This is a genomic window from Pseudomonas wenzhouensis, from assembly GCF_021029445.1.
In the GTDB taxonomy this organism is placed as follows: Bacteria; Pseudomonadota; Gammaproteobacteria; order Pseudomonadales; family Pseudomonadaceae; genus Aquipseudomonas; species Aquipseudomonas wenzhouensis.
This window is the reverse complement of record NZ_CP072610.1, coordinates 2823653-2847164: the sequence shown is the minus strand read 5'-3', so window position 1 is coordinate 2847164 and position 23512 is coordinate 2823653. Positions and strand designations below refer to the sequence as shown.

The following is a 23512-nucleotide window of genomic DNA, read 5'->3' as shown; positions in this document are numbered from 1 at the left end:
GGCGGTCTCCGTAGATGGGCTGTGTGATATAACAGCGCCCATTCTCTCCCAATTGGATGCCTGCCATGAACCATAAGGCTGATGCGGTTTTCGTGCCGCTGAACATCGCCGTACTGACCGTCAGCGATACGCGTACGCTGGAGACCGATACCTCAGGGCAACTGCTGGTCGATCGCCTGACGGACGCCGGTCATCAATTGGCCGCCCGTGTGCTGCTCAAGGACGACCTGTACAGAATCCGTGCGCAGGTGGCGACCTGGATCGCCGAGGATCAGGTGCAGGTCGTGGTGATCACCGGTGGCACCGGCTTTACCGGGCGCGACAGTACGCCGGAAGCGGTCGCTTGCCTGCTGGACAAGCAGGTCGACGGTTTCGGTGAGCTGTTCCGGCAGATATCCGTGGCCGATATCGGCACGTCTACCATCCAGTCGCGCGCGCTGGCCGGCCTGGCCAACGGCACGCTGGTGTGCTGCCTGCCGGGTTCGACCAATGCCTGCCGTACTGCCTGGGACGGCATTTTGGGCGATCAGCTGGATGCACGGCACCGTCCCTGTAACTTCGTCCCGCACCTGAAGCAGGTGGGCGCCTGCGAGACGCGCGGATGAGTGCTGGCGATCATCCCGGCTTGCTGCCCATGGAGGCTGCGCTGGAGCGCTTGCTGGCCTTGGCCGATGCCTCACGCATTGACGAGAGCGAGCCGGTCTCGCTGGCCGATGCCGATGGCCGGATATTGGCCGAGCCACTGATCGCCACGCTGGATCTGCCGCCCTGGCCCAACAGCGCCATGGATGGTTACGCCCTGCGGCTGGCTGATTGGAGCGGCCAGCCATTGCCGGTCAGTCAGCGTATTCAGGCCGGCAATGCGCCGCTGCCACTGCAGCCAGGCAGTTGCGCGCGTATCTTCACTGGCGCGCCGCTACCGGAAGGCGCCGACACCGTCGAGATGCAGGAAAACGTTGAGCTGGATGAGGCGGGGTGCGTGTATTTCCGTGAGCCGCTGAGCATCGGGCAGAACGTTCGTGCCCAGGGGCAGGAGACGCGAGTCGGTGAGTGCGTGCTGCCGGCCGGTACGCGTCTCGGGCCGATCGAGCTGGGCCTGGCCGCGTCGCTTGGTGCTGCACAATTGTGGGTGCGGCGGCGCCTGTGCGTTGCCGTGCTATCCACCGGCGACGAACTGGTGGAGCCGGGGCAGGCGCTGGGGCCGGGGCAGATCTACAACAGCAATCGGCGTCTGCTGATTGCCTGGTTGCTGCGGCTGGGTTGTGCGGTAGTCGATGCAGGCATATTGCCTGATGATTTGCCGCGTATCCGCACAGCGCTCGGTGCCCTGGGCGAGGTTGATCTGATCCTCTCCACGGGCGGTGTGTCGGTGGGGGAGGCGGATTTTCTCGGCATGGCCCTGCGTGAGGCCGGCGAACTGACGCTATGGAAGCTGGCGATCAAGCCTGGCAAGCCGCTGACCTTTGGACATTACCAGGGGGTTCCGGTTATCGGTTTGCCGGGCAATCCGGCTTCGACATTGGTCACCTTCGGCTTGCTGGCGCGTCCTTATATGTTGCGTCGTCTCGGTGTGCAGCGAGTGGAGCCGCTGGGCTTCGAGGTGCCGGCAGGCTTTGTCTGGGGCAAGCCGGGCAAACGTCGTGAGTACCTGCGTGCGCGCCTGGAGAATGGCCGCGTAGTGCCGTACGCCAACCAGAGCTCCGGTGTGCTGCGCAGTGCCGCCTGGGCCGAAGGGCTGGCCGAGGTGATGGAGGGCAGCACCTTGGCAGAAGGGGACATGCTGCGCTTCATTCCCTTGAGTGAGATCCTCGGCTAGCGTCTGCAGCGCCCGGCTGTGCGAACGGTTGGGCACTTTAGATGGCGCGGCAAAACAACCGGGTCACATTTTCGACGATAGAATTTGCAAATCAGCCTTATAGCGGGCATAGTCGCAGGCTTGTAAATTCAACCGACACGGTCGTGCCCATGCTAAAACGCTTCGCACCCCTCGTGCCTCTTGCACTCACAGTCTTTCTCGCTGCCTGCGCCGGCCACTCGCCGCAACCGCAGATCAGCGATGCCAAGGTCGAGCCTACTGCGCGTCCGCTGGCTCATCAGGCCGAGCCTGCTGACGATGAAATCAACGCGCTGATCGACGACAAGCCCTATGAAATGCCGCAACTGGCCGATAGCCTGCTCGATCTTGGGCGTTCGCTGATCGGTACTCGCTATCGTTACGGCGGTACCTCGGTGCAATCCGGTTTCGACTGCAGCGGTTTCGTCGGTTACCTGTTCCGTCAGGAAGTCGGTCTGGAGCTGCCGCGCTCCACGCGCGAGCTGATCAACCTGGATGCGCCCAAGGTGGCGCGGGCTGATCTGGAGCCTGGTGATCTGATCCTGTTCAATGACCGTGGTCGTGGCCGCGTCAGCCATGCGGGCATCTACCTGGGCGATGATCAGTTCATCCATTCCAGCAGTAGCCGCAGTGGTGGTGTGCGTATCGATAGCCTCGATGACAGCTACTGGAACCGCAGCTATCTGCAAGCCAAACGCGTGCTGGCGCTGGCTCAGGTGGAAGAGCAGGCGCCTGCCGACAAGCGTCATAACTGATGTTGCATGGCGTAACCCAAGGGTTGCGCCGTTTGTCGTGACTCGGGCAGAGTAGGGCGCATTGGACTCTGGATCGCCTCGCTAATGCCTCTCACGACCCGTGTCGCCCTCATTGCTCTTGCGCTGTTGCTGGCTGCCTGCAGCAGCCGGGCACCTTCTCCGCAGCCAGTCCATACCCCGCCAATCGCCTCGCCGTCCTACCTGGGTGGCGCAGAGGATGTGCTGTTTCGTGCGCTGGGGCTGGTCGGTACACCTTACCGCTACGGCGGCAACACCCCGGAAGGCGGCTTCGACTGCAGCGGCCTGATCGGCTATGTCTACCGTGATGCCGCCGGCATCAGCCTGCCGCGCTCGACGCGTGAACTCATTGCCATGCGTACACCTGCGGTGCGCCGCGATGCATTGCAGAGCGGGGATCTGGTGTTCTTCGCCACCAATGGTGGTCGCGCCGTCAGCCATGCCGGTATTTACGTGGGCGATGGGCGTTTCGTCCATGCACCGTCCACTGGCGGTACCGTACGGCTGGACAGCCTCGACAATGTCTACTGGCAGCGCGTCTATCTCGATGCCAAGCGTGTGATCACGCCCGAGCTTGCCCGTAACCCCTGATCCGTCATGGTCGAGCCCATCCGCCTGCCGCCTCAGCCGGAGGTCTGCGAGTTGTGCGCGCGACCTGTAGCGCTGACGCGTCACCATCTGATTCCCAAGGCCCTGCACGACAAACCCTATGTGCAGAAGCGTTTCGATCGTCATCAGCGCATAACGGCGACGCTCTGGGTGTGCCGTGCCTGCCACAACCAGATTCACCGACTCTTCAGTGAAAAAGAGCTGGCACTGACCTACAACAACCGGGGCCGGTTGCTGGCCGATGATCGCTTGCGCACCTTTGTCGAGTGGCTGGCCAGTAAACCGCCGGGCTTTACGCCCAGGCATTGAGGCGTCCCGGCGTTGACGTGCAGGGCTGCCAGCCTCTACCCTGCGCGCCTTGCTTCAGGTGCCCCTGCGCCATCATCCGTGATGGCGCAGGGGTGAAACAGGGAAGCCGGTCCGAATGCCGGCGCTGCCCCCGCAACGGTAGGTGAGTCAAACACCGCTCAAAGCCACTGTGCACTGCACGGGAAGGCGCGGTGCCGAACCTTTGGGTTCACTCACGAGCCCGGAGACCGGCCTGTCGCAGTTTCACGGCATCGCGGAGGGCGTTGTCCGGCCAACGCTCCGGTTCTACCGGGGCGTTCGTGTTTTTTCGTCTTCCGCTTGCCTGACCAGCCATTGGCGCCTGGATGAGTGCATGCGGATCGTCGCGATCTTTTTGCTCATGACCGTTCGTACTGTTCGCTGAACAGGCGGCGCGGGTGCCTGACGTGCAGGAGCACAGCATGAGTGAGACCGCCGAACGCGATGCCCGCCACAAGGCACGCATGCAGCGCAAGAAAGCCCTGATCGACGAGAAGATCGCCCAGGCCCAGGACGAATACGGCCTGCTGCTGGTGCACAGCGGCAATGGCAAGGGCAAGAGCAGCAGCGCCTTCGGCATGGTTGCGCGCGCTCTGGGTCATGGCATCAAGGTCGGTGTGGTGCAATTCATCAAGGGCGCGGCCAGCACTGGCGAAGAGACCTTCTTCCGCCGTTTTCCCGAGGAAGTCAGCTACCACGTGATGGGCGAGGGCTTCACCTGGGAAACCCAGGATCGCCAGCGTGATATCGCCAAGGCGCAGGAAGCCTGGGCGGTGGCCCGGCGCCTGCTCAGCGATGAGTCTGTCGGCCTGGTGGTGCTGGATGAACTGAATATCGCCCTCAAGCACGGCTATCTCGAACTGGATGCGGTGTTGGCGGATATCGAAGCGCGGCCGCTGCTGCAGCATGTGGTGGTGACTGGGCGTGGCGCTTTGCCGGGGATGATCGAGGCGGCTGATACCGTCACCGAAATGAGCCTGGTCAAGCATGCCTTCAAGTCCGGGGTGAAGGCGCAGAAGGGCATCGAATTCTGATGACGACACGTCACTGTCCGGCGTTGCTGATCGCCGCCCCGGCTTCCGGCCAGGGCAAGACCACCGTCACCGCTGCCCTGGCGCGTTTGCATACGCGCCAGGGGCGGCGGGTGCGGGTGTTCAAGTGTGGCCCGGATTTTCTCGACCCGATGATCCACGCCCGCGCCAGTGGCGCACCGGTGTACCAGCTCGATCTGGCCATGGTCGGCGAGGCTGAGAGCCGTCGCCTGCTGTGGCAGGCCGCCGGCGAGGCCGATCTGATCCTGATCGAAGGGGTGATGGGGCTGTTCGACGGCAAGCCCTCGGCGGCGGATCTGGCCCGTCATTTCGGCGTGCCGGTGCTGGGCGTGATCGACGGTGCGGCCATGGCGCAGACCTTCGGCGCCCTGGCTCATGGCCTGGCCACCTTTCAGCCGGACTTGCCCTTTGCCGGCGTGCTCGGCAATCGCGTTGCCAGCACACGCCACGGCGAGATCCTGCGTGATGCGCTGCCGCCGAGCATTCGCTGGTTCGGCGCCTTGCCGCGCAGCGCTGCGGTGGAGCTGCCGAGTCGGCATCTGGGCCTGGTGCAGGCCGCTGAGCTGGCCGATCTCGATGCGCGCCTTGACGCCGCCGCCGATGCCCTGGCCGCCAGCGCCAACGTCGACCTGCCGCCTGCGCTGAGCTTCGCCGCGCCGCCGTTCGATGAGCCTGCGCCCCTGATGAAAAATGTGCGTATTGGCGTGGCGCGTGATGCCGCGTTCGCCTTTTTATATCAAGCCAATCTCGACCTGTTGCTGGCGCTCGGTGCCAAGCTGCATTACTTCTCGCCACTGGCTGACAGCAGGCTGCCGGAGGTGGACAGCCTATACCTGCCCGGTGGTTATCCTGAGCTGTACCTGGCCGAGCTGGAAGCCAATCAGGCCATGGCCGCAGCGATTAGGGCTCATCACCAGGCTGGCAAACCGCTGCTGGCTGAATGTGGCGGCATGCTCTATCTGCTCGATGAACTGCGCGACAAACAAGGCGTTAGCGGGCGCATGCTCGGCTTGCTGGCAGGCAGCGCTGCGTTGCAGCCGCGGCTAACCGCTTTGGCCCTGCAGGCAGTGACGTTGCCGGAAGGCGAGCTGCGTGGTCATAGCTACCATCACTCGCGCCTGGACAGCCCGCTCGAGCCGCTGGTACGCGGCCGCTGCCCGAATGGCAAGCCGGTAGCCGAGGCGGTGTATCGCCTGGGACGGCTCACCGCCAGCTATATCCACTTCTACTTGCCGTCCAACCCGGAGGCGGCCGCCGCGCTGCTGCGTCCATGAGCGAGCACGCCTTCAGCCTTGAGGAGCGTGCAGCGGTGTACCGCGTCATCGCCGAGCGTCGCGATATGCGCCATTTCAACGGTGGCGAGGTGCCGGCCGAGGTATTGGCGCGTTTGCTCGAAGCCGCTCACCACGCCCCGAGCGTCGGCCTGATGCAGCCCTGGCGCTTCGTGCGCATCCGCGATGTGCAACTGCGTGAGGCGATCCATGGGCTGGTGGAGGCCGAGCGGGTGCGCACCGCCGAAGCCCTGGGCGAACGCAGCGACGCGTTCATGCGGCTGAAGGTCGAGGGCATTCGCGATTGCGCAGAATTGCTGGCGGTGGCGCTGATGGAGGGGCGCGAGAAACATGTCTTCGGGCGACGCACCTTGCCGGAAATGGATATGGCTTCGGTAGCCTGCGCCATTCAGAATCTGTGGCTGGCTGCGCGTGCCGAAGGGCTCGGGCTGGGCTGGGTATCGCTGTTCGACCCCGAGGCGTTGGCCGAGCTGCTGGGGATGCCAGCCGGCAGCAAGCCGGTGGCATTGCTGTGCCTTGGTCCGGTGGATGCCTTCTATGAAAAACCCATGCTGGTGCAAGAGGGCTGGGCCACGCCCCGACCTTTGAATCAGCTGCTGTTCGAGAATCGATGGGGAGAACAGGGTGACTGAACCATGAGCCTGGCGCTGATCACCTTCGCCGGTGTGGCGCTGGACGCCTTGCTGGGCGAGCCGCGCCGCGCGCATCCGCTGGTAGCCTTCGGGCGCCTGGCCGCGCGTCTGGAGCAGCGTTTCAACCCGGCTGGCAGTGGCTGGCGCAGCCACGGCGTCACGGCCTGGTGCCTGGCGGTGCTGCCGCTGACGCTGCTCACCTGGCTGCTGGTACAGGTGAGCGGGGTGAGCTGGGCAGTGGAGATTCTCGCACTGTATTTCGCCCTGGGCCTGCGCAGTCTGTATGAGCATGCGCAACCTGTTGCGCAGGCGCTGCGTCTGGGTGACCTGCGGCTTGCCCGCGAGCGCGTCGGCTGGATGGTCAGCCGCAACACCGCTGAACTGGACGCTACCGGCGTGGCCCGCGCCGGCACCGAATCGGTGCTGGAGAACGGCTCCGACGCCGTGTTCGCCGCCTTGTTCTGGTTCATCGTCGCTGGCGCGCCCGGCGTGGTGCTGTACCGCCTGAGCAATACGCTTGACGCCATGTGGGGCTATCGCAACGAACGCTTCGAGCGCTTCGGCTGGGCGGCGGCGAAGATCGATGATGGGCTCAATTACATCCCGGCGCGTCTGGTGGCGCTGACCTATGCGCTGCTCGGGCATACCTGGCTGGCGCTGCGCTGCTGGCGTCGGCAGGCGCCGTTGTGGGACAGTCCCAATGCTGGCCCGGTGATGGCGTCTGGTGCCGGCAGCCTGGGGGTGAGCCTGGGCGGCGTGGCGGAATATCACGGTGAGCGACATGAGCGCCCGCAACTGGGCGAAGGCCCACCGCCACGGGCGCGGGATATCGAACGGGCGATGAACAGGGTTATCGCTGGGGTTGGCTGGTGGCTGTTATGCCTGATCCTCTGGGAGGTGCTGGGTGCTTGAACATGGAGGTCGTCTGCGCGCGGCGGCGCAGCGCTATGGCATACCGCTGGAGGATTGGCTGGATCTGTCCACCGGTATTGCGCCCTATGGTTGGGAGCTGCCCGCCGTACCGCGCTCTGCCTGGACACGACTACCTGAAACGGACGACGGCCTGGAACAGGCGGCGCGTGACTACTACGGCGCTGTCGGCCTGCTGCCGGTCGCCGGTTCGCAAGCAGCGATTCAGGCATTGCCACGTCTGCGTGGACACAGCCGCGTCGGCATTCTCGCGCCCACTTACGCCGAGCACGCCGCAGCCTGGCGTCGCGAGGGGCATTGCGTGACCAAGCTCAGCGAGGGGGCGGTGCATCGTGCGTTGCCGCAGCTGGATGTGCTGCTGCTGGTCAACCCGAACAACCCGACTGGTCGTCTGATCGAGCCGGCGCGCCTGCTCGACTGGCATGACGAGCTGGCCGAGCGTAGCGGCTGGCTGGTGGTCGACGAAGCCTTTATCGATTGCACACCGCAGCACAGCCTGGCCGCCTACAGCGACATGCCGGGGCTGATCGTGCTGCGCTCGTTCGGCAAGTTCTTCGGCCTGGCCGGCCTGCGTCTGGGCTTCGTGCTCGCCGCCCAGGCACTGCTAGATGAGCTGGAGGCGCTGCTCGGACCCTGGGCGGTCAGCGGCCCGGCGCGCAGCGTGGCCTGCACTTTACTGCGTGACAGTGAGGGCCAGCGCCGCCAGCGCGAGCGTTTGCTGGCCGATGGTGAGCGCCTCAGGACACTGCTGCGTGACTGTGGCCTGCCGGCTACCGGCGGTTCGGCGCTGTTCCAGTTCTGCTGCACCCGCCGTGCGGTGCCCTGCATGGAGCTGCTGGCACGGCGCGGCATTCTGATCAGGTTGTTCGCCGAACTGGACAGCCTGCGCTTTGGCCTGCCGGCGGACGAGACGGGCTGGTTGCGGCTGGAGCAGGGGCTGCTGGAGTGCGCGCCGATATTGGCGAGTCTCGAGGAAACGTCCTGATGGCCACCCTGATGGTGCAGGGCACCACCTCCGATGCCGGCAAGAGCACCCTGGTCACGGCACTGTGCCGTTGGGCGCGGCGCCAGGGCGTGTCCGTGGCGCCGTTCAAGCCGCAGAACATGGCGCTCAACTCGGCGGTGACCGTCGATGGCGGCGAGATCGGCCGGGCGCAGGCGGTGCAGGCGCAGGCGGCCGGGCTGGCGCCGCATACCGACATGAACCCGGTGTTGCTCAAGCCCAACAGCGACATGGGCGCCCAGGTGATCATCCACGGCCGCGCCATCGGCAATATGCAGGCGCTGACCTATCACGCCTACAAACCGGTGGCCATGGCGGCGGTGCTGGAGTCCCACGCGCGCCTGGTCGAGCGTCACGAGCTGGTGCTGGTCGAAGGTGCCGGCTCGCCTGCCGAGATCAATTTACGTGCCGGCGATATTGCCAATATGGGCTTCGCCGAGGCGGTGGACTGCTCGGTGATCCTGATTGCCGATATCGACAAGGGTGGTGTATTCGCCCACCTGGTCGGCACCCTGGAACTGCTCAGCCCGAGCGAGCAGGCACGTATCCAAGGCTTCGTGATCAATCGTTTTCGTGGCGACATCGCCCTGCTCAAGCCGGGACTGGACTGGCTGGAGCAGCGCACCGGCAAACCAGTGCTGGGCGTGCTGCCGTACCTGATGGATTTTCACCTGGAGGCCGAAGACGCCGTCGACACTCGGCAGCAGGCCAAGGACGCGCAGGCGCTGCGCGTGGTGGTGCCGGTGCTGCCGCGCATCAGCAACCATACCGATTTCGACCCGTTGCGCCTGCACCCGCAGGTGCAACTGACCTTCGTTGGGCCGGGCCAGGCTATCCCGCCAGCGGATCTGATCATCCTGCCCGGCTCCAAGAGCGTGCGCGCCGATCTTGCGCGCCTGCGCGAGCAGGGCTGGGACGCCGCCATCGCCCGTCACCTGCGCTATGGCGGCAAGATTCTGGGTATCTGCGGTGGCCTGCAGATGCTCGGTCGGCAGATTCACGACCCGCACGGCCTGGAAGGCGCAGCCGGCAGCAGCGAGGGCCTCGGCCTGCTGGATTTCGAGACGGTGCTGGAGCCAGAGAAGCAGCTGCGCAACGTACGCGGCCGGCTGTGCCTGGAGCAGGCACCGGTCAGCGGCTACGAAATTCATGCCGGGGTCAGCCGTGGCCCTGGCCTCAATGGCGCCGTGCAACTCGATGACGGGCGCAGCGACGGCGGGTTGAGCGCCGATGGCCAGGTGCTCGGCACTTATCTGCACGGCCTGTTCGAGCAGCCTTCGGCAGCCGCTGCCTTGCTGCGCTGGGCCGGGTTGCATGCGGTGCAAGCGGTGGATTACCAGGCCCTGCGCGAGCGCGATATCGAACGCCTTGCCGACCAGGTGGAATTGCACCTGGATACCGAAAAACTCAAGGCACTTTGCGGCCTGGGGTAGGGGCGCGGCATTTGCAGGTTTTGAAATGGTGCGCACAGCGCACCCTACGGAGTGAAGATGCTTGAATTGATCCTCGGCGGTGCTCGTTCCGGCAAGAGCCGGCTGGCCGAGAAGCTGGCCGACGACTCCGGGTTGGAGGTCCTCTACATCGCCACCAGCCAGCCGCTCGATGGCGAGATGAATGCGCGCGTTGCCCAGCATCGCGCACGTCGGCCTGCGCACTGGGCGTTGGTCGAAGAGCCGCTGGCGCTGGCCCGTGTGCTGCGCGAGCAAGCTGCGCCCGATCGTTGTCTGCTGGTGGACTGCCTGACCCTGTGGCTGACCAATCTGCTGCTGCAGGACGATCCGGTTCGGCTGGCAGCCGAGCGCGAGGCACTGCTTGACTGCGTGAACAAACTGCCCGGGCGCATCCTGCTGGTCAGCAATGAAACCGGGCTGGGCGTGGTGCCGCTGGGCGAGCTGACCCGTCGTTATGTCGATGAGGCCGGCTGGCTGCACCAGGCGCTGGCCGAGCGCAGCCAGCGTGTGCTGTTCACCGTCGCCGGCCTGCCCATGGTGCTCAAGGGGGCGGCGTTATGAGTCTGCAGTGGTGGCAGGGGCCGTGCCAGCCGCTCGATCATGTGGCTCGCATCAAGGCCGAAGCGCGTCAGCAGCAACTGACCAAGCCAGCGGGTGCGCTGGGGCGACTGGAAGCGCTGGCCATTCATCTGGCGGCGTTGCAGGGGCGTGAGCGACCGACGCTTGAGCATGTGTGGATCGCCATTTTTGCCGGTGATCATGGCGTGGTGGCCGAGGGTATTTCCGCCTATCCGCAGGCGGTGACCGGGCAGATGCTGGCCAATTTCGTCACTGGCGGTGCGGCCATCAGCGTGCTCGCGCGCGAACTCGATGCGGCGCTGGAGGTGATCGACCTGGGTACGGCCGAACCCTTGCCGCCGCTGCCTGGCGTGCGTCATCTGCAGGTCGGCGCCGGCACGCAGAATTTCGCCCGCGATCCGGCGATGACCCTGGCTCAGGCAATGATCAGCCTGGAGGCCGGGCGCGACAGCATCCAGCGCGCCCGTGCCGTTGGTTGTGATCTGTTCGTTGGCGGTGAGATGGGCATTGGCAACACCACGGCAGCGGCGGCACTTGCCTGCTGGCTGCTGGATTGCCCGGCGAGCGAGCTGGCTGGCCCCGGTACCGGTCTCGATGACGCCGGTGTAGCGCACAAGGCGCGGGTGATCGATGCCGCGTTGAGCCTACACCGCGCGCAGATCGACGGCCCCTTGCAGGCATTGATCCACCTCGGTGGCTTCGAGATCGCCGCGCTCACCGGCGCCTACCTGGCCGCCGCGCAGCAGGGGGTGACGGTATTGGTCGATGGCTTTATCTGCAGCGTTGCCGCCTTGCTCGCCGTGCGCCTCAATCCAGCCTGTCGCGACTGGCTGCTGTTCGCCCATCACGGTGCCGAGCCCGGTCATGTACGGGTGCTGCAGACGCTGCAGGCCGAACCGTTGCTGGAGCTTGGCTTGCGTTTGGGCGAGGGCAGCGGCGCCGCCCTGGCCGTACCGTTGCTGCGCCTGGCTTGTGCCCTGCACGGGCAGATGGCGACGTTCGCCGAGGCTGCCGTGGCGCAGGGGGCAAACTGATGCTGTATCTGGACTTGCTGCGTCACGGTGAAACCGAGCTGGGTGGTGGGCTGCGGGGCAGCCTGGACGACGCGCTGACTGAGCATGGCTGGGCGCAACTGCGCGGAGCGGTGCAGGACGCGGGCCCCTGGGATCGCCTGATTAGCTCGCCGCTGCAGCGCTGCGCTCGGTTTGCCGAGGAGCTGGCCGCTACCCATTCATTGCCGCTGCACCTTGAGCCCGATGTGCGGGAGTTGCATTTTGGTGACTGGGAAGGGCGCAGCGCTGCCGCGCTGATGGAAACCGACGCGGAGGCGCTGGGCCGCTTCTGGGCCGACCCTTATGCCTTCACACCGCCCAATGGCGAGCCTCTGCTGCACTTCGAGGCACGCATTCTGTCTGCCCTGCAGCGCTTGCAGCAGCGCCACGCGGGTGAACGCCTGCTGCTGATCACGCACGGCGGTGTGATGCGCCTGCTCCTGGCGCGTGCGCGCGGCCTGCCACGGCAGGATCTGCTGCAGGTCAACGTCGGCTATGCCCAGCGTTTTCGCCTGCGCCTGGATGCCGATGGACAACTGGCGGAGTTGCCATGATTGCGTTGCTGATCGCCTTGCAGTTCCTTACTCGTCTTCCAGTGAGCCTGCCGGGCATACCGACCCCCGAGCAGGTGGGGCGCTCGCTGCTTTGGTACCCGCTGGTGGGGCTGCTGCTCGGCCTGCTGCTGTGGGGCGCCCATCTGCTGTTGGGGCAGGCATCGGCGGTGTTGCAGGCGGCGATCATCCTGGCGCTATGGGTGGGCTTGAGCGGTGGCCTGCATCTGGACGGCCTGGCCGATACCGCTGACGCCTGGGTCGGTGGCTTCGCAGATCGCGAGCGTACCCTGGCGATCATGAAAGACCCGCGCAGTGGCCCTATCGCGGTGGTGGTGCTGGTGCTGCTGTTGCTGCTCAAGTTCGCTGCGTTGTTCACGCTGCTACAGGCCGGACAGGGCATCTACCTGTTGCTGCTGCCCTGGCTGGGGCGCAGCCTGTTGCCGCTGTTGCTGGCGACCACGCCTTATGTGCGCGTGGGTGGGCTGGGCCAGGCGCTGGTCGAGCATCTGCCGCGCGGGCAATTGCCCTGGGTGCTGGGCATGCATCTGCTGGGCATGCTGCTGTTCGGCTGGATGGGGCTGCTGGCGTTGGCCACGGCATTGCTGCTGTTCATCTGGCTGCGCCGCGCGTTGCTACGGCGCCTGGGCGGCACCACCGGCGATACGGCCGGCGCGCTGGTCGAGCTGGGTGAGTGTGGCGTGCTGCTGGCGCTGGCCCTGAGTCTCTGATTGCAACTGTTATGGCGAGGCAGTGAGTAACTGTATGAGTGCTAATCGCTAAAGCGGGTATATACCTGTATTCATGTTGCCGACCTCCTGTCTTTGCACTCAATTACGCCGCGCCAGCCGTGGTGTCACCCGTCGTTATGACGATGCCCTCGCGGCCGTCGGGCTCGGTGCTGCGCAGTTTTCCCTGTTGCGTCATGTGCAGCGGCTCACGCAGCCGAGCATCTCTGTGCTCGCCGACGCCATGGGGCTCGATCGCAGTACGCTGGGGCGCAACCTGCGGGTGCTGGCGGAGCAGGGACTGGTGCAACTGGGTGAAGGGCGCGACTTGCGCGCTCGCGAGGTACGGCTCACGGAAGCCGGCCTGCAACGTATCGGGCAGGCGTTGCCGCTGTGGGAACAGGTGCAGCGTGAACTCAATGCCTGGTTAGGCGCCGAGCGCCGTGCCGAGCTGATGAGCCTGCTCGAAGAACTGGCCTGATGGCCCTACTGCTTACACGGTCGCAGGCGACCGTACGCTGGAGATAGCGATGACAACTGCATGGCGTTCAACCACCTGGCTGCTGCTCGGCGCCTCGCTGATCCTGGCGCTGTCGCTGGGCACGCGCCATGGCTTCGGCCTGTTCCTGCCGCCGATGAGTGCCGAGTTCGGCTGGGGGCGTGAGGTGTTCGCCTTCGCCATCGCCCTGCAGAACCTGATCTGGGGCCTGGCGCAGCCGATCACCGGCGCGCTGGCCGACCGCTTCGGTGCGCGCAAGGCCATCGTCATCGGTGGTGTGCTCTACGTGCTGGGGCTGCTGTGCATGGGCATGGCCGACTCGCCGCTGTCACTGTCGCTCAGCGCCGGCTTGCTGATCGGTATCGGTCTGTCCGGCACCTCGTTCTCGGTGATTCTCGGCGTGGTCGGCCGTGCCGTACCGGTGGAAAAACGCAGCATGGCCATGGGTATTGCGGCGGCGGCGGGCTCTTTCGGTCAGTTCGCCATGCTGCCTGGCACGCTCGGGCTGATCAGTTGGCTGGGGTGGTCGGCTGCGTTGCTCGCGCTGGGGCTGCTGGTGGCGTTGATTCTGCCGCTGGCGGCGATGATCAGGGAGGCGCCGCAACCTGCCAGCAACGGTCCGCAGCAGACGCTGGTCGAAGCGCTGCGCGAGGCCGCCAGTCACTCGGGGTTCTGGCTGCTGGCGCTGGGCTTCTTCGTCTGTGGGTTTCAGGTAGTGTTCGTCGCCGTGCATCTGCCGGCTTATCTGGTCGACCACCATTTGCCCGCATTGACCGGTACCACGGTGCTGGCGCTGGTGGGGCTGTTCAATATCTTCGGCACCTATATTGCCGGCTGGCTCGGTGGGCGCATGGCCAAGCCGCGATTACTCAGCGTGCTGTATCTGCTGCGTGGCGTGGTGATCACGCTGTTTCTGCTGGCACCGTTGACGCAGTGGAGCGCCTACCTGTTCGGCATTGCCATGGGCCTGCTGTGGTTGTCGACCGTGCCGCTGACCAACGGCACCGTGGCGACGCTGTTCGGCGTGCGCAATCTGTCGATGCTTGGCGGTATCGTTTTTTTGTTCCATCAGCTCGGCTCCTTCCTTGGCGGCTGGCTGGGGGGCTACCTTTACGACACCACCGGCAGCTATGACTTGGTTTGGCAGATTGCCGTCGGCCTGAGCCTGATGGCCGCTGCGCTGAACTGGCCGGTACGGGAAGTGCCGGTGGCGCGGCTGCAGGGGGCGCCGGCATGAACCGCCAGGTAGTGACGTTCAGTGCCGTAGCCCTGGGCTTCGGCCTGTTGTTGACGCTGGCCTGGTGGGGCTGGCGTCAGGGTGGGCTGGCCCTGCTGCAGTTGGGCGTTGGTATCTGCTAGTTGCCTAAGGGCGGGTCTGCGAGTAGCGTAATGCGATTGTGTTAGCGCCAGAGGTCACTGCCATGTTTCTTCGCCGTCTTGCCTGTTCCCTGTTGCTGTCCAGTCTGGCATTGCCGGTGCTGGCCGCCGAGTGTCCGGCGATGCTTCAGGGCGAATTGCCCAAGCTGCACGCCAAAGGTGAGAGCATCGAACTCTGTCAGTTCTCGGGCAAGCCTCTGATCGTGGTCAATACCGCCAGCTTCTGTGGTTTCACCCCGCAGTTCAAAGGGCTCGAAGCGCTTTATCAGCGTTACAAGGATCAGGGGCTGGAAGTGCTGGGCGTGCCGTCCGATGACTTTCGCCAGGAGTCCGCTGACAGCACGGAGACCGCCACCGTGTGTTACGTCAATTACGGCGTAACCTTCACCATGACCGAGCCGCAGCCTGTTTCCGGTACTGATGCCATCCCCTTGTTCAAGGGGTTGGCTGAGCAGAGCAGGGCGCCACGCTGGAATTTCTTCAAGTACGTGGTCGACCGCCAGGGCAAGGTGGTGGCCAGTTTCTCCAGCCTGACCAAGCCGGACGATCCCGAGTTGATCGCCGCTGTTGAAAAGGCCATCGCCTCGCAGCCCTGACCAGGCTCGTTTGCGCGGAGCAGAGGCTCACGTGGTCGTCCCTGACCCTGTGAGCGGTATTGTCAGAAGCGATAGCTGAGTGAGGCACCGAGGCCGTGTGCGCTGTTGTTGTAGCGTGCACGGTAGTCACCGCGGGTCGAGCTCTGCTGGTTCACGTCCACCGACTCTTCCTGCAGGTAGGAGTAGGCCACGTCGATGGTCATGTCCGGGTTGGGGCTCCAGCCGGCGCCAACGCTGAAAATGGTGCGGTCGCCCGAGGGCACGCGGGCCGAACGGTCGACATTATTGGTCGGTGACTGATCGACGGCGATGCCGGTGCGCAGCGTCCATTGTGGATTGAGCCTGTACGACAGGCCTACGGCATGTGCCCAGGTGTCGTGCCAGTTCTGTTCCTCGACGATGACGGGCAGCGCCGCCGAGTCATTCTCCACGCGGATTTCCTTGAAGCGACTCCAGCGCGTCCAGGTGCTGCCGGCATGCAGCGTCAGGGCATCGGTCAGTTGGTGGGTGATGGACATGTCCACCGACTCGGGCGTAGTCAGCCCCAGATTGGCGTCGTACTTGCCGGCGATAGCAGCCAGTGCACCGTTACCGGAAACACGGGTATCGCCCTCCAGTTCGTATTTGACGCGCGAGTGGTAGGTGATGCCGGCGCGTGTGCCAGGGGTGAACTCGTAGAGCACTCCCAGGTTGAAGCCCACGGCGGTGTCATCGCCTTTGACCCTCACTTTGCCGTCGCTGTTGCCCGGGTTGAGCAGCGAGGAGCTCAGTTCCCCTTCGATATGGTTGAAGGTGGGGCCGAAGCCGACCGACAGGTGCTCGTTGAAACGGTAGCTCAGGGTCGGCTGCACGGTAATCACCCGCACATAGCTCTTGTCTGCGTGGTAGCGGCCCTGGAACGTGCGCTCGTAGTCGGTCATCAGGCCGAAGGGCACGTAGACACCGAGACCGAAGGCGACCTTGTCGTCTAGCGGTTTGACGTAATAGCCCATGGGTACGCCGGTACTTGGCACCATATCGCCGTCGTTGCTGCCTGCCAGTGTCGCAGGGCCGGCGTTGGCACTGGCACGGCTGATATCGCTCTGGGCATGAATGACGGCTGCGCCGACATAGACCTCTTCGCGCTTGAGGCGTGCCATGCCGGCCGGGTTGCCGAATACTGTGCTGGCATCCTCGGCGGAGGATGAGCGGCCGGCGAAGGAGGTGCCCATGCCGGAAATGCTCTGTTCGTTGAGGGCGAAGCCGCTGGCGAAACCATGGCCCGAGGTGGCGGTGATGGCAACTGCCAGGCCAGTCTTGAGAAGGCGTTTGCTCACGGGGGAGGCTCCTGTGGTGAGGCGAGCGGCGCACGCTACCGTTTTTCCCGCTCCCTGCCAAGGCAAACAAGTTCAATGATATTGAGTGAATTGTCAGACAATTTCTGCAAATAGGTATGAAAAATACGAAGCTGATTTCCTGATTGAATGGTCAGGCTACCCGGCTCACTGGGGTGATGCAGCGCTGCCAGGTCTCGAGGAAATCCTGTTGACTGGCCTGTGGCTGAAAAACCTTGCACCAAATTCGGCCCATGGCCAGTACGTCATCGGCGGCCGGCAGCGTCAGCTTTTCCTGCTCGATCAGCAGCCAGGCAATGGCCGTTGCATAGCGCAGGTTGACCGTCAGTTCGAGGTGCGGCGCCTCGAGAAACGCGTGTTGGCTGGCAAGGCCGCGAACACGGCTGGCAAGCTCCGGATCGAAGGCCAGGTATTGATCCCAGAGCATCTGGTGGGCCGGTTCGCTGATGCGATACAAACCATGACCTTGCGGCGTATCCAGCGCGCTGCCCAGCGCCGACTGGCAAGCGGCAGCTCCAAGTAGCAGGGCTTCGGCGCTGTTGCTGTGGCGCTGCAGGTAGACAAGGGTCGGGCGGATCACGTGCTGGCTGAGATCGCAGGCGGCTATTCCCATGGCATCCTCGCGGAAGGTGCCGGTGGAGGCCGGGCTTCTGATCGTTGTTCGATAAAGACTCCACCGGGAGCGGAGTTAGCCGCTCATTCTCAAGCCTAGTGCGATATTTAAGCGGTAACGGTCTGTTTTTAAATTGATTACTGACTTGAGCTATTGGACATATTTCGATTCGTGCTTAAAACCGCTGCTCATTGGCCGGTAGCAACCGGACGTGCCGGGTTGGTGATCCATTCGCTCCAGGAGCCGGCATAGAGCGGTGCCAGGGGATAGCCGGCGAGATTCATGGCGAACAGGTTATGGCAGGCCGTGACGCCGGAGCCGCAGTAAGCCACCAGGTTTTCCAGCGGGCGTTCGCCGCGCAGGGCGTCGAAACGCTGGCGCAGTTCATCTGCCGGGAGGAAGCGGCCATCGGCGCCCAGGTTGTCGGTGAACGCGGCGCACTGCGCACCGGGAATATGCCCGGCAACCGGGTCGATCGGTTCGACCTCGCCACGAAAGCGCGGCAGTGCCCGCGCGTCCAGCAGGGTCAGATCCGCTGTGCCCAGGCGCACGGCCAATTGCTCGGCGCTCAGTACGAGGCTGTTATCGGGTTCGGCGCAGAAGTCGCCAGGGGCGTTGTCCGGTGCTGCGCAGGTCAATTCCAGGCCGGCTTCGCGCCAGGCTTTCAGGCCGCCGTCGAGCAGATAGAGGCCGTCACGTTTGCCCAGCCACACCAGCAACCACCAGGCGCGGGCGGCGAAGGCGCCGGGGCCATCGTCGTACAGTATCACCTGGCTATCCTGGCGCAGGCCGCAACTGCGCAGGCGTTCGACCAGTGCGCTGGCGTCGGGCAGTGGATGGCGCCCGGTCACGCCTTTGATCACTGGCGCGGACAAATCCTGCTCGAGGTCGAGAAAGTGTGCTCCTGGCAGATGCCCTTCGAGGTAACTGCGCCGCCCGTAGGCGGGATCTTCGAGGGCGAAGCGACAGTCCAGTAGCAGCAGATCTTCCTGTTGCAGGCGCTGTTGAAGGTCTTGCGTGCTGATCAGTTGAGCCAATGACATGGTATCTCCGGAGTCGTCGAGAGCTGGCTGCATCATAGCGTCCGCAACTGACGCAACCTTATCAAGAGGATGCTTTGGCAGGGGGACTCGCGATATTCGTGATGACTGAGGTGGAGTCCGGGAGCAAGAGCGGGCAAAAATTGTGCAATCAGGGCATTTATTTGGTGCGTCGAGAAATCGCTCATGCGGCCTGTTAACGGGGCTTCTGGGGTTACTTGTAGCTTCATGCTCTAAAAAGTTTCATGAAAGCGACATTTTGATCTGTTTTGGTGCTTTGCTGCCTGATAAAGTGCCGGCCACTTTGTCTTTGTGGTGTCGAGGTGCCGCATGTCGTTGTCCGTTGATGCTTTCCTGGCGCGCCTGAAACAGCGCGATCCCGACCAACCGGAGTTCCACCAGGCGGTGGAAGAGGTCGTGCGTACTCTATGGCCTTTCCTCGAAGCCAATCCGCGCTATCGCGATGCCGGTATTCTCGAGCGCATGGTCGAGCCTGAGCGTGCCATCCTGTTCCGGGTGCCGTGGGTCGACGACCGTGGTCAGGTGCACGTCAACCGTGGCTACCGCATCCAGATGAGCAGTGCCATCGGCCCCTACAAGGGTGGCCTGCGCTTTCACCCCTCGGTGAACCTGGGCGTGCTCAAGTTCCTGGCCTTCGAGCAGGTGTTCAAGAACTCGCTGACCTCGTTGCCCATGGGCGGCGGCAAGGGCGGCTCGGACTTCGACCCCAAGGGCAAGAGCGAGGGCGAGGTGATGCGCTTCTGTCAGTCGTTCATGACTGAGCTGTATCGCCATATCGGTGCCGATCTCGACGTGCCGGCTGGTGATATTGGCGTAGGTGGCCGCGAGATCGGCTACCTGTTCGGCCAGTACAAGCGTCTGTCCAACCAGTTCACCTCGGTGCTGACCGGCAAGGGCCTGAGCTACGGCGGCAGCCTGATCCGCCCGGAAGCCACCGGCTATGGCTGCGTTTATTTCGCTCAGGAGATGCTCAAGCGCATCGATCAGGGTTTCGAAGACAAGCGCGTGGCCATTTCCGGTTCCGGCAACGTCGCCCAGTATGCGGCGCAGAAGGTCATGGAGCTGGGCGGTCGGGTGATTTCGCTGTCCGACTCCGAGGGCACTCTGTATGCCGAGGGTGGCCTGAGTGATGAGCAGTGGCTGTACCTGATGGACCTGAAGAACGTGCGTCGTGGTCGCCTGCGTGAGATGGCCGAGCACTATGGCCTGCAGTTCCTGGCGGGCCAGCGTCCCTGGGATCTGCCGTGCGATATCGCGCTGCCCTGCGCAACGCAGAACGAGCTGGACGGCGAGAATGCTCGCACCCTGCTGAAGAATGGCTGCATCTGCGTGGCTGAGGGCGCCAATATGCCCTCGACCCTGGAAGCGGTTGACCTGTTCCTTGAGGCCGGCATCTGCTACGCCCCGGGCAAGGCTTCCAATGCCGGTGGCGTGGCCACCAGCGGCCTGGAAATGAGCCAGAACGCCATGCGCCTGCACTGGAGCGCCGGCGAGGTGGACGAGCGTCTGCACGGCATCATGCAGAACATCCATCACGCCTGTGTGCACCATGGTGAAGAGAACGGTCGTATCAACTACGTCAAGGGCGCCAACATCGCCGGCTTCGTCAAGGTGGCCGATGCCATGCTGGCGCAGGGCGTAGTCTGATCGATCCCGTTTTTAGCCACGAGGCCTCGCGTGTCAACGCGGGGCCTCGTCGTTTCTGGTGGGGCTGTGTTGCGCGGCCGATTCAGGCATGCTGCCGGCCTCACGCTCGTTACACAGGTTGTCGTTACGCATGAAACGCTTTGTCTTGCTCGACACCGCTCCGATCCCGGGTACGAATGGTGCGCTGAACCTGTTTGAGTACGGGGAAGACTTCGTCATCAAGATCGCTGGTGGTGATGGCGGGCAGCTGATGAATACCCGTATGCACGGCTCGGAAGATGCCCTGGCCGCGATTCCCTGCAAGCAGATCGCCAATCGTCCACAGGCGCGGGTGCTGATCGGAGGTCTGGGCATGGGCTTTACCCTGGCCTCGGCGCTGCAGCACCTTGGGGCTGACGCCGAGGTGGCGGTGGCCGAGCTGGTGCCTGGCGTGGTCGAGTGGAACCGTGGCCCGCTCGGGGCGAAGTCCGGTTATCCGTTGAATGACCCGCGTGCAGTGATCATTCAGGAGGACGTCGCCAAGGTGCTGCAGGCCGCCGAGCAGTGCTACGACGCGATCATGCTGGACGTCGACAACGGCCCCGAAGGCCTGACCCAGAAGGGTAATGACTGGCTGTACAGCATGGACGGCCTGCGTCAGTGCGCCAAGGCGCTGAGGCCCAAGGGCATGCTGGCAGTGTGGTCGTCCAGCGCCGACCGGGCATTTTCGGAGAAGGTGCGCAAGGCGGGCTTCAAGGGCGAGGCGGTGCAGGTGTATGCCCATGGCAACAGGGGCACGCGGCATACCATCTGGATTGCCCAGAAGGTCTGAGCCTGCAGTCTTTCGATTTGGTGGGCTGAAGCCCACCCTACCGTAGGGTGGGCCGGGCGGCGATCCACTTCAGCCCACCAACTTGGCGCACCACCGCGAATGGCCGCTCTGTCTTTTTGCTGTCATTCGCCGGTGGCATCTCGTCTCAGTGAATCTGCAGTTTGCCGATACGGTCGTTGTCCAGGCTGCCGAAGTACAGGTAGTCGCCTACCGGCTTCACCGAGGTGACCATGCGCAGGTGCGTGCCGCTGGTGTCATGCAGGCTGCGGACGATCTCGCCGTTCTCGTTGAGGGCGATGGCGAAGCCATAAGGGATTGCTTTCGGCCACAGCGCGCGCGGCAGTTTGGCCAGTTGCGCCTTGAGCCAGGGGTGGCGATGGAGAAAGTCGGCGTCGGCCTTGCGCGGGGTCGGCAGCGCGACCCAGAAGGTGCCGTTGCGGTCGCCCTGCAGGTTGTCCGGCAGGCCCGGCAGGTTGTCGATGAAGATGTCGTGCTGGCCGGCCTTGTCACCCTTGAGCCAGTAGCGGGTAATGCGATAGCGATAGGTCTCGTTAACCAGTATGAAGTCCTCGTTCGCCGACAGCGCCACGCCGTTGGCGAAATACAGGTCTTTCAGCAATACGCGGGTTTCGCCGCTGGCCGGGTCATAGCTGAGCAGGCGCCCATGCGGACGCGCTTCGAGCAGGTCGAGCAGATAGTCCGGCTGCTGGAAGCGTGAGGAGGCGTCGCTGAAGTAGATGGTGCCATCGCTGGCAATATCCAGATCATCGGTGAAGGCGAAACGCAAACCTTCAGCTTCTGTGCTCAGCACCTTGATCGCACCTTGCGGGTCGATGCTCAACAGACCCTTGTAGGCGTCGGCGACGATCAGGTGACCACTGGCGTCGAAGTTCATGCCCAGCGGACGGCCACCGGTATCGGCGAAGGTTTCCAGGCTGTCGTCTGCCAGCACGCGGACGATGCGGCCATCGTGCAAGCCGGTATAGACCCGGCCCTGGCTGTCGACAGCGGTGTCTTCCGGGCCATGCACCTGACCGCGCGCCAACAGCTCGGCCTTCATCAGGGTGTCGTTGGGCTCCAGCACACCGGTCATCGCCGGGGCAGGCGCGGCATCCCAGGGCAACGGGTCGATTGGGCTCGGGGTCAGGGCCAGGTAACCGGCTGCTGCGGCCAGCAGTACGACGAGCAGGGCAAGCAGTTTCCTCAGCATTATCGTGTGTCCGTTTCGGAGGTGGTGCGCGGCACAGATTACACAGTTCCGTTGATCGACGGCAGGCCGCGCCCCGTGCATCGGCCCGGGCATATATACTGCGCGGCATTCTAGACGGGAGAGCCGCGTGGCTAACGACATTCACTGGATTCTCGACGACGCCAGCCTGGCCGAGTATTGCGCCGCCTGGCAGGCGCAGCCATTCGTCGCCCTGGACACTGAGTTCATGCGCGTCGACACCTTCTACCCGATTGCCGGATTGCTGCAGGTCAGCGCTGGCGAGGGTGCCTATCTGATCGACCCCTTGCGCATTGGCGACTGGCAACCTTTTGCTGCGCTGCTCGAAGCGCCGAATGTGGTCAAGGTGCTGCATTCGTGCAGTGAGGACCTGGAGGTCTTCCTGCGCCTGACCGGCAGCCTGCCGACGCCGCTGTTCGATACGCAACTGGCGGCTGGCTATCTCAATCTTGGTTTCTCCATGGGCTACTCGCGTCTGGTGCAGGCCTTGCTCGATATCGAGCTGCCCAAGGGCGAAACCCGCTCCGACTGGTTGCAGCGGCCGCTGTCCGAGCTGCAGGTGCGTTACGCCGCCGAGGATGTGCTGCATCTGGTCGAGGTATACCGCGCATTGATGGCGCGTCTGGCGCCGCAGAAGGTCGAGTGGATTATTGAAGACGGCGCCGAGCTGGTGGCCAATCTGGGCCGCGAGATTGCCCCGGAAGACGCCTGGCGAGAGGCCAAGCTGGCCTGGAAACTGTCGCGCCAGCAACAAGCTGTGTTGCGCGCCCTGTGCGCCTGGCGCGAGCGTGAGGCGCGGGCGCGCAATCAGCCGCGCAACCGCGTGCTGCGTGAGCACTCGCTGTGGCCGCTGGCGCGCACCCAGCCGGACAATCTGGTGGCGTTGGCGCGTATCGAGGACATGCATCCGAAAACCGTGCGTCAGGATGGCGAAACCCTGCTGCAACTGATCCGCGAGGCTGCAGCGCTGCCGCCTGCGCAATGGCCTGAAGCCCTGCCCGAGCCGTTGCCGCTCGAGGCCTCGACGCTGCTCAAGAAGCTGCGCGCCGTCGGCCAGCGCGAGGGTGAGCGGCTGGATATCGTGCCGGAGCTGATGCTGCGCAAGAAAACCCTGGAAGCCTTGCTCAAAAGCGGTTATCCGCATGGCCCTTATCAATTGCCCGACTCCCTGCGCGGCTGGCGCCGGGAGCTGATGGGCCAGGCTTTGCTTGACTGCCTGGCCGCCGAAGGAGAATCCGCGTGAAACGCATCTGTTCCATCTACAAAAGCCCGCGCAAGAACGAGATGTACCTCTACGTGCTCAAGGCCGAGGCGCTGACCCGAGTGCCCGAAGGGCTGCTCGCGGTGTTCGGCCCGCCCGCGCATGCCTTCGATCTGGTGCTCAGCCCGGAGCGTCAGTTGGCTCGCGAGGACATCAGCCTGGTGCTGGAGAATCTCGAGAAACAGGGTTATCACCTGCAGATGCCGCCGCCCGAGGAGGAATACATCCAGCATCTGCCCGACGAGCTGCTGCGCCGCAACGACCCGGTGTAA

General features: G+C 64.3%; 27 protein-coding genes and 1 riboswitch. Of the genes, 23 read left to right on the top strand and 4 right to left on the bottom strand.

Features of this window, described 5'->3' with window-relative positions:
* The first annotated feature begins 65 nt into the window (after positions 1 to 65).
* The 19 genes from moaB to J7655_RS12945 all read left to right on the top strand — a co-directional run bounded on the left by moaB (position 66) and on the right by J7655_RS12945 (position 15285).
* Complete coding sequence (gene moaB / locus J7655_RS13030; RefSeq protein WP_147810909.1) at positions 66 to 605, top strand: molybdenum cofactor biosynthesis protein B; 540 nt, start codon at positions 66 to 68, stop codon at positions 603 to 605.
* Positions 602 to 1816: a molybdopterin molybdotransferase MoeA gene (locus J7655_RS13025; RefSeq protein ID WP_230924821.1), complete on the top strand. Its 1215-nt coding sequence runs from the start codon at positions 602 to 604 to the stop codon at positions 1814 to 1816. Before moaB ends, J7655_RS13025 begins: the two co-directional genes overlap by 4 nt.
* 149 nt (positions 1817 to 1965) lie before the next feature.
* Positions 1966 to 2589, top strand: a complete 624-nt coding sequence (locus J7655_RS13020; RefSeq protein ID WP_230924820.1) for a C40 family peptidase — start codon at positions 1966 to 1968, stop codon at positions 2587 to 2589.
* 84 nt (positions 2590 to 2673) lie between these two features.
* A complete protein-coding gene (locus J7655_RS13015) occupies positions 2674 to 3198 on the top strand; it encodes a C40 family peptidase (RefSeq protein ID WP_230924819.1) in 525 nt (174 codons plus the stop codon).
* 6 nt (positions 3199 to 3204) lie between these two features.
* Positions 3205 to 3525 carry a hypothetical protein gene (locus J7655_RS13010; RefSeq protein WP_230924818.1) on the top strand — a complete coding sequence of 107 codons (321 nt, stop codon included), beginning with the start codon at positions 3205 to 3207 and terminating at the stop codon, positions 3523 to 3525.
* A 39-nt stretch (positions 3526 to 3564) separates the two neighbouring features.
* A riboswitch (cobalamin riboswitch) is annotated at positions 3565 to 3775 on the top strand.
* Between the two features lie 190 nt (positions 3776 to 3965).
* Positions 3966 to 4577 carry a cob(I)yrinic acid a,c-diamide adenosyltransferase gene (gene cobO / locus J7655_RS13005; protein WP_230924817.1) on the top strand — a complete coding sequence of 204 codons (612 nt, stop codon included), beginning with the start codon at positions 3966 to 3968 and terminating at the stop codon, positions 4575 to 4577.
* A complete protein-coding gene (locus J7655_RS13000) occupies positions 4577 to 5869 on the top strand; it encodes a cobyrinic acid a,c-diamide synthase CobB (RefSeq protein ID WP_230924816.1) in 1293 nt (430 codons plus the stop codon). The genes cobO and J7655_RS13000 overlap by 1 nt, the downstream gene beginning before the upstream one ends.
* Positions 5866 to 6519 (top strand): 5,6-dimethylbenzimidazole synthase, encoded by a 654-nt coding sequence (gene bluB / locus J7655_RS12995; RefSeq protein WP_230924815.1) that lies wholly within the window; start codon positions 5866 to 5868, stop codon positions 6517 to 6519. The genes J7655_RS13000 and bluB overlap by 4 nt, the downstream gene beginning before the upstream one ends.
* 3 nt (positions 6520 to 6522) lie before the next feature.
* Positions 6523 to 7431: an adenosylcobinamide-phosphate synthase CbiB gene (gene cbiB / locus J7655_RS12990; RefSeq protein WP_230924814.1), complete on the top strand. Its 909-nt coding sequence runs from the start codon at positions 6523 to 6525 to the stop codon at positions 7429 to 7431.
* On the top strand, positions 7424 to 8434 hold the full coding sequence (gene cobD, locus J7655_RS12985) for a threonine-phosphate decarboxylase CobD (RefSeq protein WP_230924813.1): 1011 nt from the start codon (positions 7424 to 7426) through the stop codon (positions 8432 to 8434). Before cbiB ends, cobD begins: the two co-directional genes overlap by 8 nt.
* Complete coding sequence (locus tag J7655_RS12980) at positions 8434 to 9885, top strand: cobyric acid synthase (RefSeq protein ID WP_230924812.1); 1452 nt, start codon at positions 8434 to 8436, stop codon at positions 9883 to 9885. The genes cobD and J7655_RS12980 overlap by 1 nt, the downstream gene beginning before the upstream one ends.
* Positions 9886 to 9942: 57 nt before the next feature.
* Positions 9943 to 10464: a bifunctional adenosylcobinamide kinase/adenosylcobinamide-phosphate guanylyltransferase gene (gene cobU / locus J7655_RS12975; RefSeq protein ID WP_230924811.1), complete on the top strand. Its 522-nt coding sequence runs from the start codon at positions 9943 to 9945 to the stop codon at positions 10462 to 10464.
* A complete protein-coding gene (cobT, locus tag J7655_RS12970; RefSeq protein ID WP_230924810.1) occupies positions 10461 to 11516 on the top strand; it encodes a nicotinate-nucleotide--dimethylbenzimidazole phosphoribosyltransferase in 1056 nt (351 codons plus the stop codon). The genes cobU and cobT overlap by 4 nt, the downstream gene beginning before the upstream one ends.
* Positions 11516 to 12088 (top strand): alpha-ribazole phosphatase family protein, encoded by a 573-nt coding sequence (cobC, locus tag J7655_RS12965; protein WP_230924809.1) that lies wholly within the window; start codon positions 11516 to 11518, stop codon positions 12086 to 12088. Before cobT ends, cobC begins: the two co-directional genes overlap by 1 nt.
* Positions 12085 to 12816 (top strand): adenosylcobinamide-GDP ribazoletransferase, encoded by a 732-nt coding sequence (locus J7655_RS12960; RefSeq protein WP_230924808.1) that lies wholly within the window; start codon positions 12085 to 12087, stop codon positions 12814 to 12816. Before cobC ends, J7655_RS12960 begins: the two co-directional genes overlap by 4 nt.
* A 73-nt stretch (positions 12817 to 12889) precedes the next feature.
* Positions 12890 to 13294, top strand: a complete 405-nt coding sequence (locus tag J7655_RS12955; RefSeq protein WP_230924807.1) for a MarR family winged helix-turn-helix transcriptional regulator — start codon at positions 12890 to 12892, stop codon at positions 13292 to 13294.
* A gap of 49 nt (positions 13295 to 13343) precedes the next feature.
* On the top strand, positions 13344 to 14549 hold the full coding sequence (locus J7655_RS12950; protein WP_147810893.1) for an MFS transporter: 1206 nt from the start codon (positions 13344 to 13346) through the stop codon (positions 14547 to 14549).
* The gene (locus J7655_RS20800; RefSeq protein ID WP_267914131.1) at positions 14546 to 14671 is read left to right on the top strand and encodes a hypothetical protein; all 126 of its coding nucleotides are present in this window, start codon (positions 14546 to 14548) and stop codon (positions 14669 to 14671) included. The genes J7655_RS12950 and J7655_RS20800 overlap by 4 nt, the downstream gene beginning before the upstream one ends.
* 62 nt (positions 14672 to 14733) lie before the next feature.
* Positions 14734 to 15285 (top strand): glutathione peroxidase, encoded by a 552-nt coding sequence (locus tag J7655_RS12945; RefSeq protein WP_230924806.1) that lies wholly within the window; start codon positions 14734 to 14736, stop codon positions 15283 to 15285.
* Positions 15286 to 15347: 62 nt separating this feature from the next.
* Here the strand turns inward: J7655_RS12945 and J7655_RS12940 are convergent, their stop codons facing one another.
* From J7655_RS12940 to J7655_RS12930, 3 genes are all read right to left on the bottom strand, one after another.
* Complete coding sequence (locus J7655_RS12940; RefSeq protein ID WP_230924805.1) at positions 15348 to 16601, bottom strand: OmpP1/FadL family transporter; 1254 nt, start codon at positions 16599 to 16601, stop codon at positions 15348 to 15350.
* Positions 16602 to 16752: 151 nt separating this feature from the next.
* Positions 16753 to 17232 carry a hypothetical protein gene (locus J7655_RS12935; RefSeq protein WP_230924804.1) on the bottom strand — a complete coding sequence of 160 codons (480 nt, stop codon included), beginning with the start codon at positions 17230 to 17232 and terminating at the stop codon, positions 16753 to 16755.
* A gap of 188 nt (positions 17233 to 17420) precedes the next feature.
* Entirely contained in the window at positions 17421 to 18275 is an 855-nt protein-coding gene (locus J7655_RS12930) for a sulfurtransferase (RefSeq protein WP_230924803.1), read from the bottom strand.
* 327 nt (positions 18276 to 18602) lie between these two features.
* On the opposite strand from J7655_RS12930, the gene gdhA reads away from it, so the two are divergent.
* A complete protein-coding gene (gdhA, locus tag J7655_RS12925) occupies positions 18603 to 19940 on the top strand; it encodes an NADP-specific glutamate dehydrogenase (protein ID WP_230924802.1) in 1338 nt (445 codons plus the stop codon).
* A gap of 130 nt (positions 19941 to 20070) precedes the next feature.
* Positions 20071 to 20751, top strand: coding sequence for a spermidine synthase (locus J7655_RS12920; protein WP_230924801.1), 681 nt, complete (start codon positions 20071 to 20073; stop codon positions 20749 to 20751).
* A gap of 145 nt (positions 20752 to 20896) precedes the next feature.
* On the opposite strand, the gene J7655_RS12915 is transcribed toward J7655_RS12920, so the two are convergent.
* Complete coding sequence (locus J7655_RS12915; protein WP_420850878.1) at positions 20897 to 21961, bottom strand: SMP-30/gluconolactonase/LRE family protein; 1065 nt, start codon at positions 21959 to 21961, stop codon at positions 20897 to 20899.
* A gap of 127 nt (positions 21962 to 22088) precedes the next feature.
* Between J7655_RS12915 and rnd the strand changes: the two genes are divergently transcribed.
* Positions 22089 to 23222 carry a ribonuclease D gene (gene rnd / locus J7655_RS12910; protein WP_230924800.1) on the top strand — a complete coding sequence of 378 codons (1134 nt, stop codon included), beginning with the start codon at positions 22089 to 22091 and terminating at the stop codon, positions 23220 to 23222.
* Positions 23219 to 23512 (top strand): YcgL domain-containing protein, encoded by a 294-nt coding sequence (locus J7655_RS12905; RefSeq protein ID WP_147810885.1) that lies wholly within the window; start codon positions 23219 to 23221, stop codon positions 23510 to 23512. Before rnd ends, J7655_RS12905 begins: the two co-directional genes overlap by 4 nt.

Bases quoted from the DNA above. Each gene is read 5' to 3' on its own strand.
- moaB (WP_147810909.1), top strand. From the start codon at position 66: ATGAACCATAAGGCTGATGCGGTTTTCGTGCCGCTGAACATCGCCGTA.
- J7655_RS13025 (WP_230924821.1), top strand. From the start codon at position 602: ATGAGTGCTGGCGATCATCCCGGCTTGCTGCCCATGGAGGCTGCGCTG.
- J7655_RS13020 (WP_230924820.1), top strand. From the start codon at position 1,966: ATGCTAAAACGCTTCGCACCCCTCGTGCCTCTTGCACTCACAGTCTTT.
- J7655_RS13015 (WP_230924819.1), top strand. From the start codon at position 2,674: ATGCCTCTCACGACCCGTGTCGCCCTCATTGCTCTTGCGCTGTTGCTG.
- J7655_RS13010 (WP_230924818.1), top strand. From the start codon at position 3,205: ATGGTCGAGCCCATCCGCCTGCCGCCTCAGCCGGAGGTCTGCGAGTTG.
- cobO (WP_230924817.1), top strand. From the start codon at position 3,966: ATGAGTGAGACCGCCGAACGCGATGCCCGCCACAAGGCACGCATGCAG.
- J7655_RS13000 (WP_230924816.1), top strand. From the start codon at position 4,577: ATGACGACACGTCACTGTCCGGCGTTGCTGATCGCCGCCCCGGCTTCC.
- bluB (WP_230924815.1), top strand. From the start codon at position 5,866: ATGAGCGAGCACGCCTTCAGCCTTGAGGAGCGTGCAGCGGTGTACCGC.
- cbiB (WP_230924814.1), top strand. From the start codon at position 6,523: ATGAGCCTGGCGCTGATCACCTTCGCCGGTGTGGCGCTGGACGCCTTG.
- J7655_RS12980 (WP_230924812.1), top strand. From the start codon at position 8,434: ATGGCCACCCTGATGGTGCAGGGCACCACCTCCGATGCCGGCAAGAGC.
- cobU (WP_230924811.1), top strand. From the start codon at position 9,943: ATGCTTGAATTGATCCTCGGCGGTGCTCGTTCCGGCAAGAGCCGGCTG.
- cobT (WP_230924810.1), top strand. From the start codon at position 10,461: ATGAGTCTGCAGTGGTGGCAGGGGCCGTGCCAGCCGCTCGATCATGTG.
- cobC (WP_230924809.1), top strand. From the start codon at position 11,516: ATGCTGTATCTGGACTTGCTGCGTCACGGTGAAACCGAGCTGGGTGGT.
- J7655_RS12960 (WP_230924808.1), top strand. From the start codon at position 12,085: ATGATTGCGTTGCTGATCGCCTTGCAGTTCCTTACTCGTCTTCCAGTG.
- J7655_RS12955 (WP_230924807.1), top strand. From the start codon at position 12,890: ATGTTGCCGACCTCCTGTCTTTGCACTCAATTACGCCGCGCCAGCCGT.
- J7655_RS12950 (WP_147810893.1), top strand. From the start codon at position 13,344: ATGACAACTGCATGGCGTTCAACCACCTGGCTGCTGCTCGGCGCCTCG.
- J7655_RS20800 (WP_267914131.1), top strand. From the start codon at position 14,546: ATGAACCGCCAGGTAGTGACGTTCAGTGCCGTAGCCCTGGGCTTCGGC.
- J7655_RS12945 (WP_230924806.1), top strand. From the start codon at position 14,734: ATGTTTCTTCGCCGTCTTGCCTGTTCCCTGTTGCTGTCCAGTCTGGCA.
- J7655_RS12935 (WP_230924804.1), bottom strand. From the start codon at position 17,232: ATGGGAATAGCCGCCTGCGATCTCAGCCAGCACGTGATCCGCCCGACC.
- J7655_RS12930 (WP_230924803.1), bottom strand. From the start codon at position 18,275: ATGTCATTGGCTCAACTGATCAGCACGCAAGACCTTCAACAGCGCCTG.
- gdhA (WP_230924802.1), top strand. From the start codon at position 18,603: ATGTCGTTGTCCGTTGATGCTTTCCTGGCGCGCCTGAAACAGCGCGAT.
- J7655_RS12920 (WP_230924801.1), top strand. From the start codon at position 20,071: ATGAAACGCTTTGTCTTGCTCGACACCGCTCCGATCCCGGGTACGAAT.
- J7655_RS12915 (WP_420850878.1), bottom strand. From the start codon at position 21,961: ATGCTGAGGAAACTGCTTGCCCTGCTCGTCGTACTGCTGGCCGCAGCA.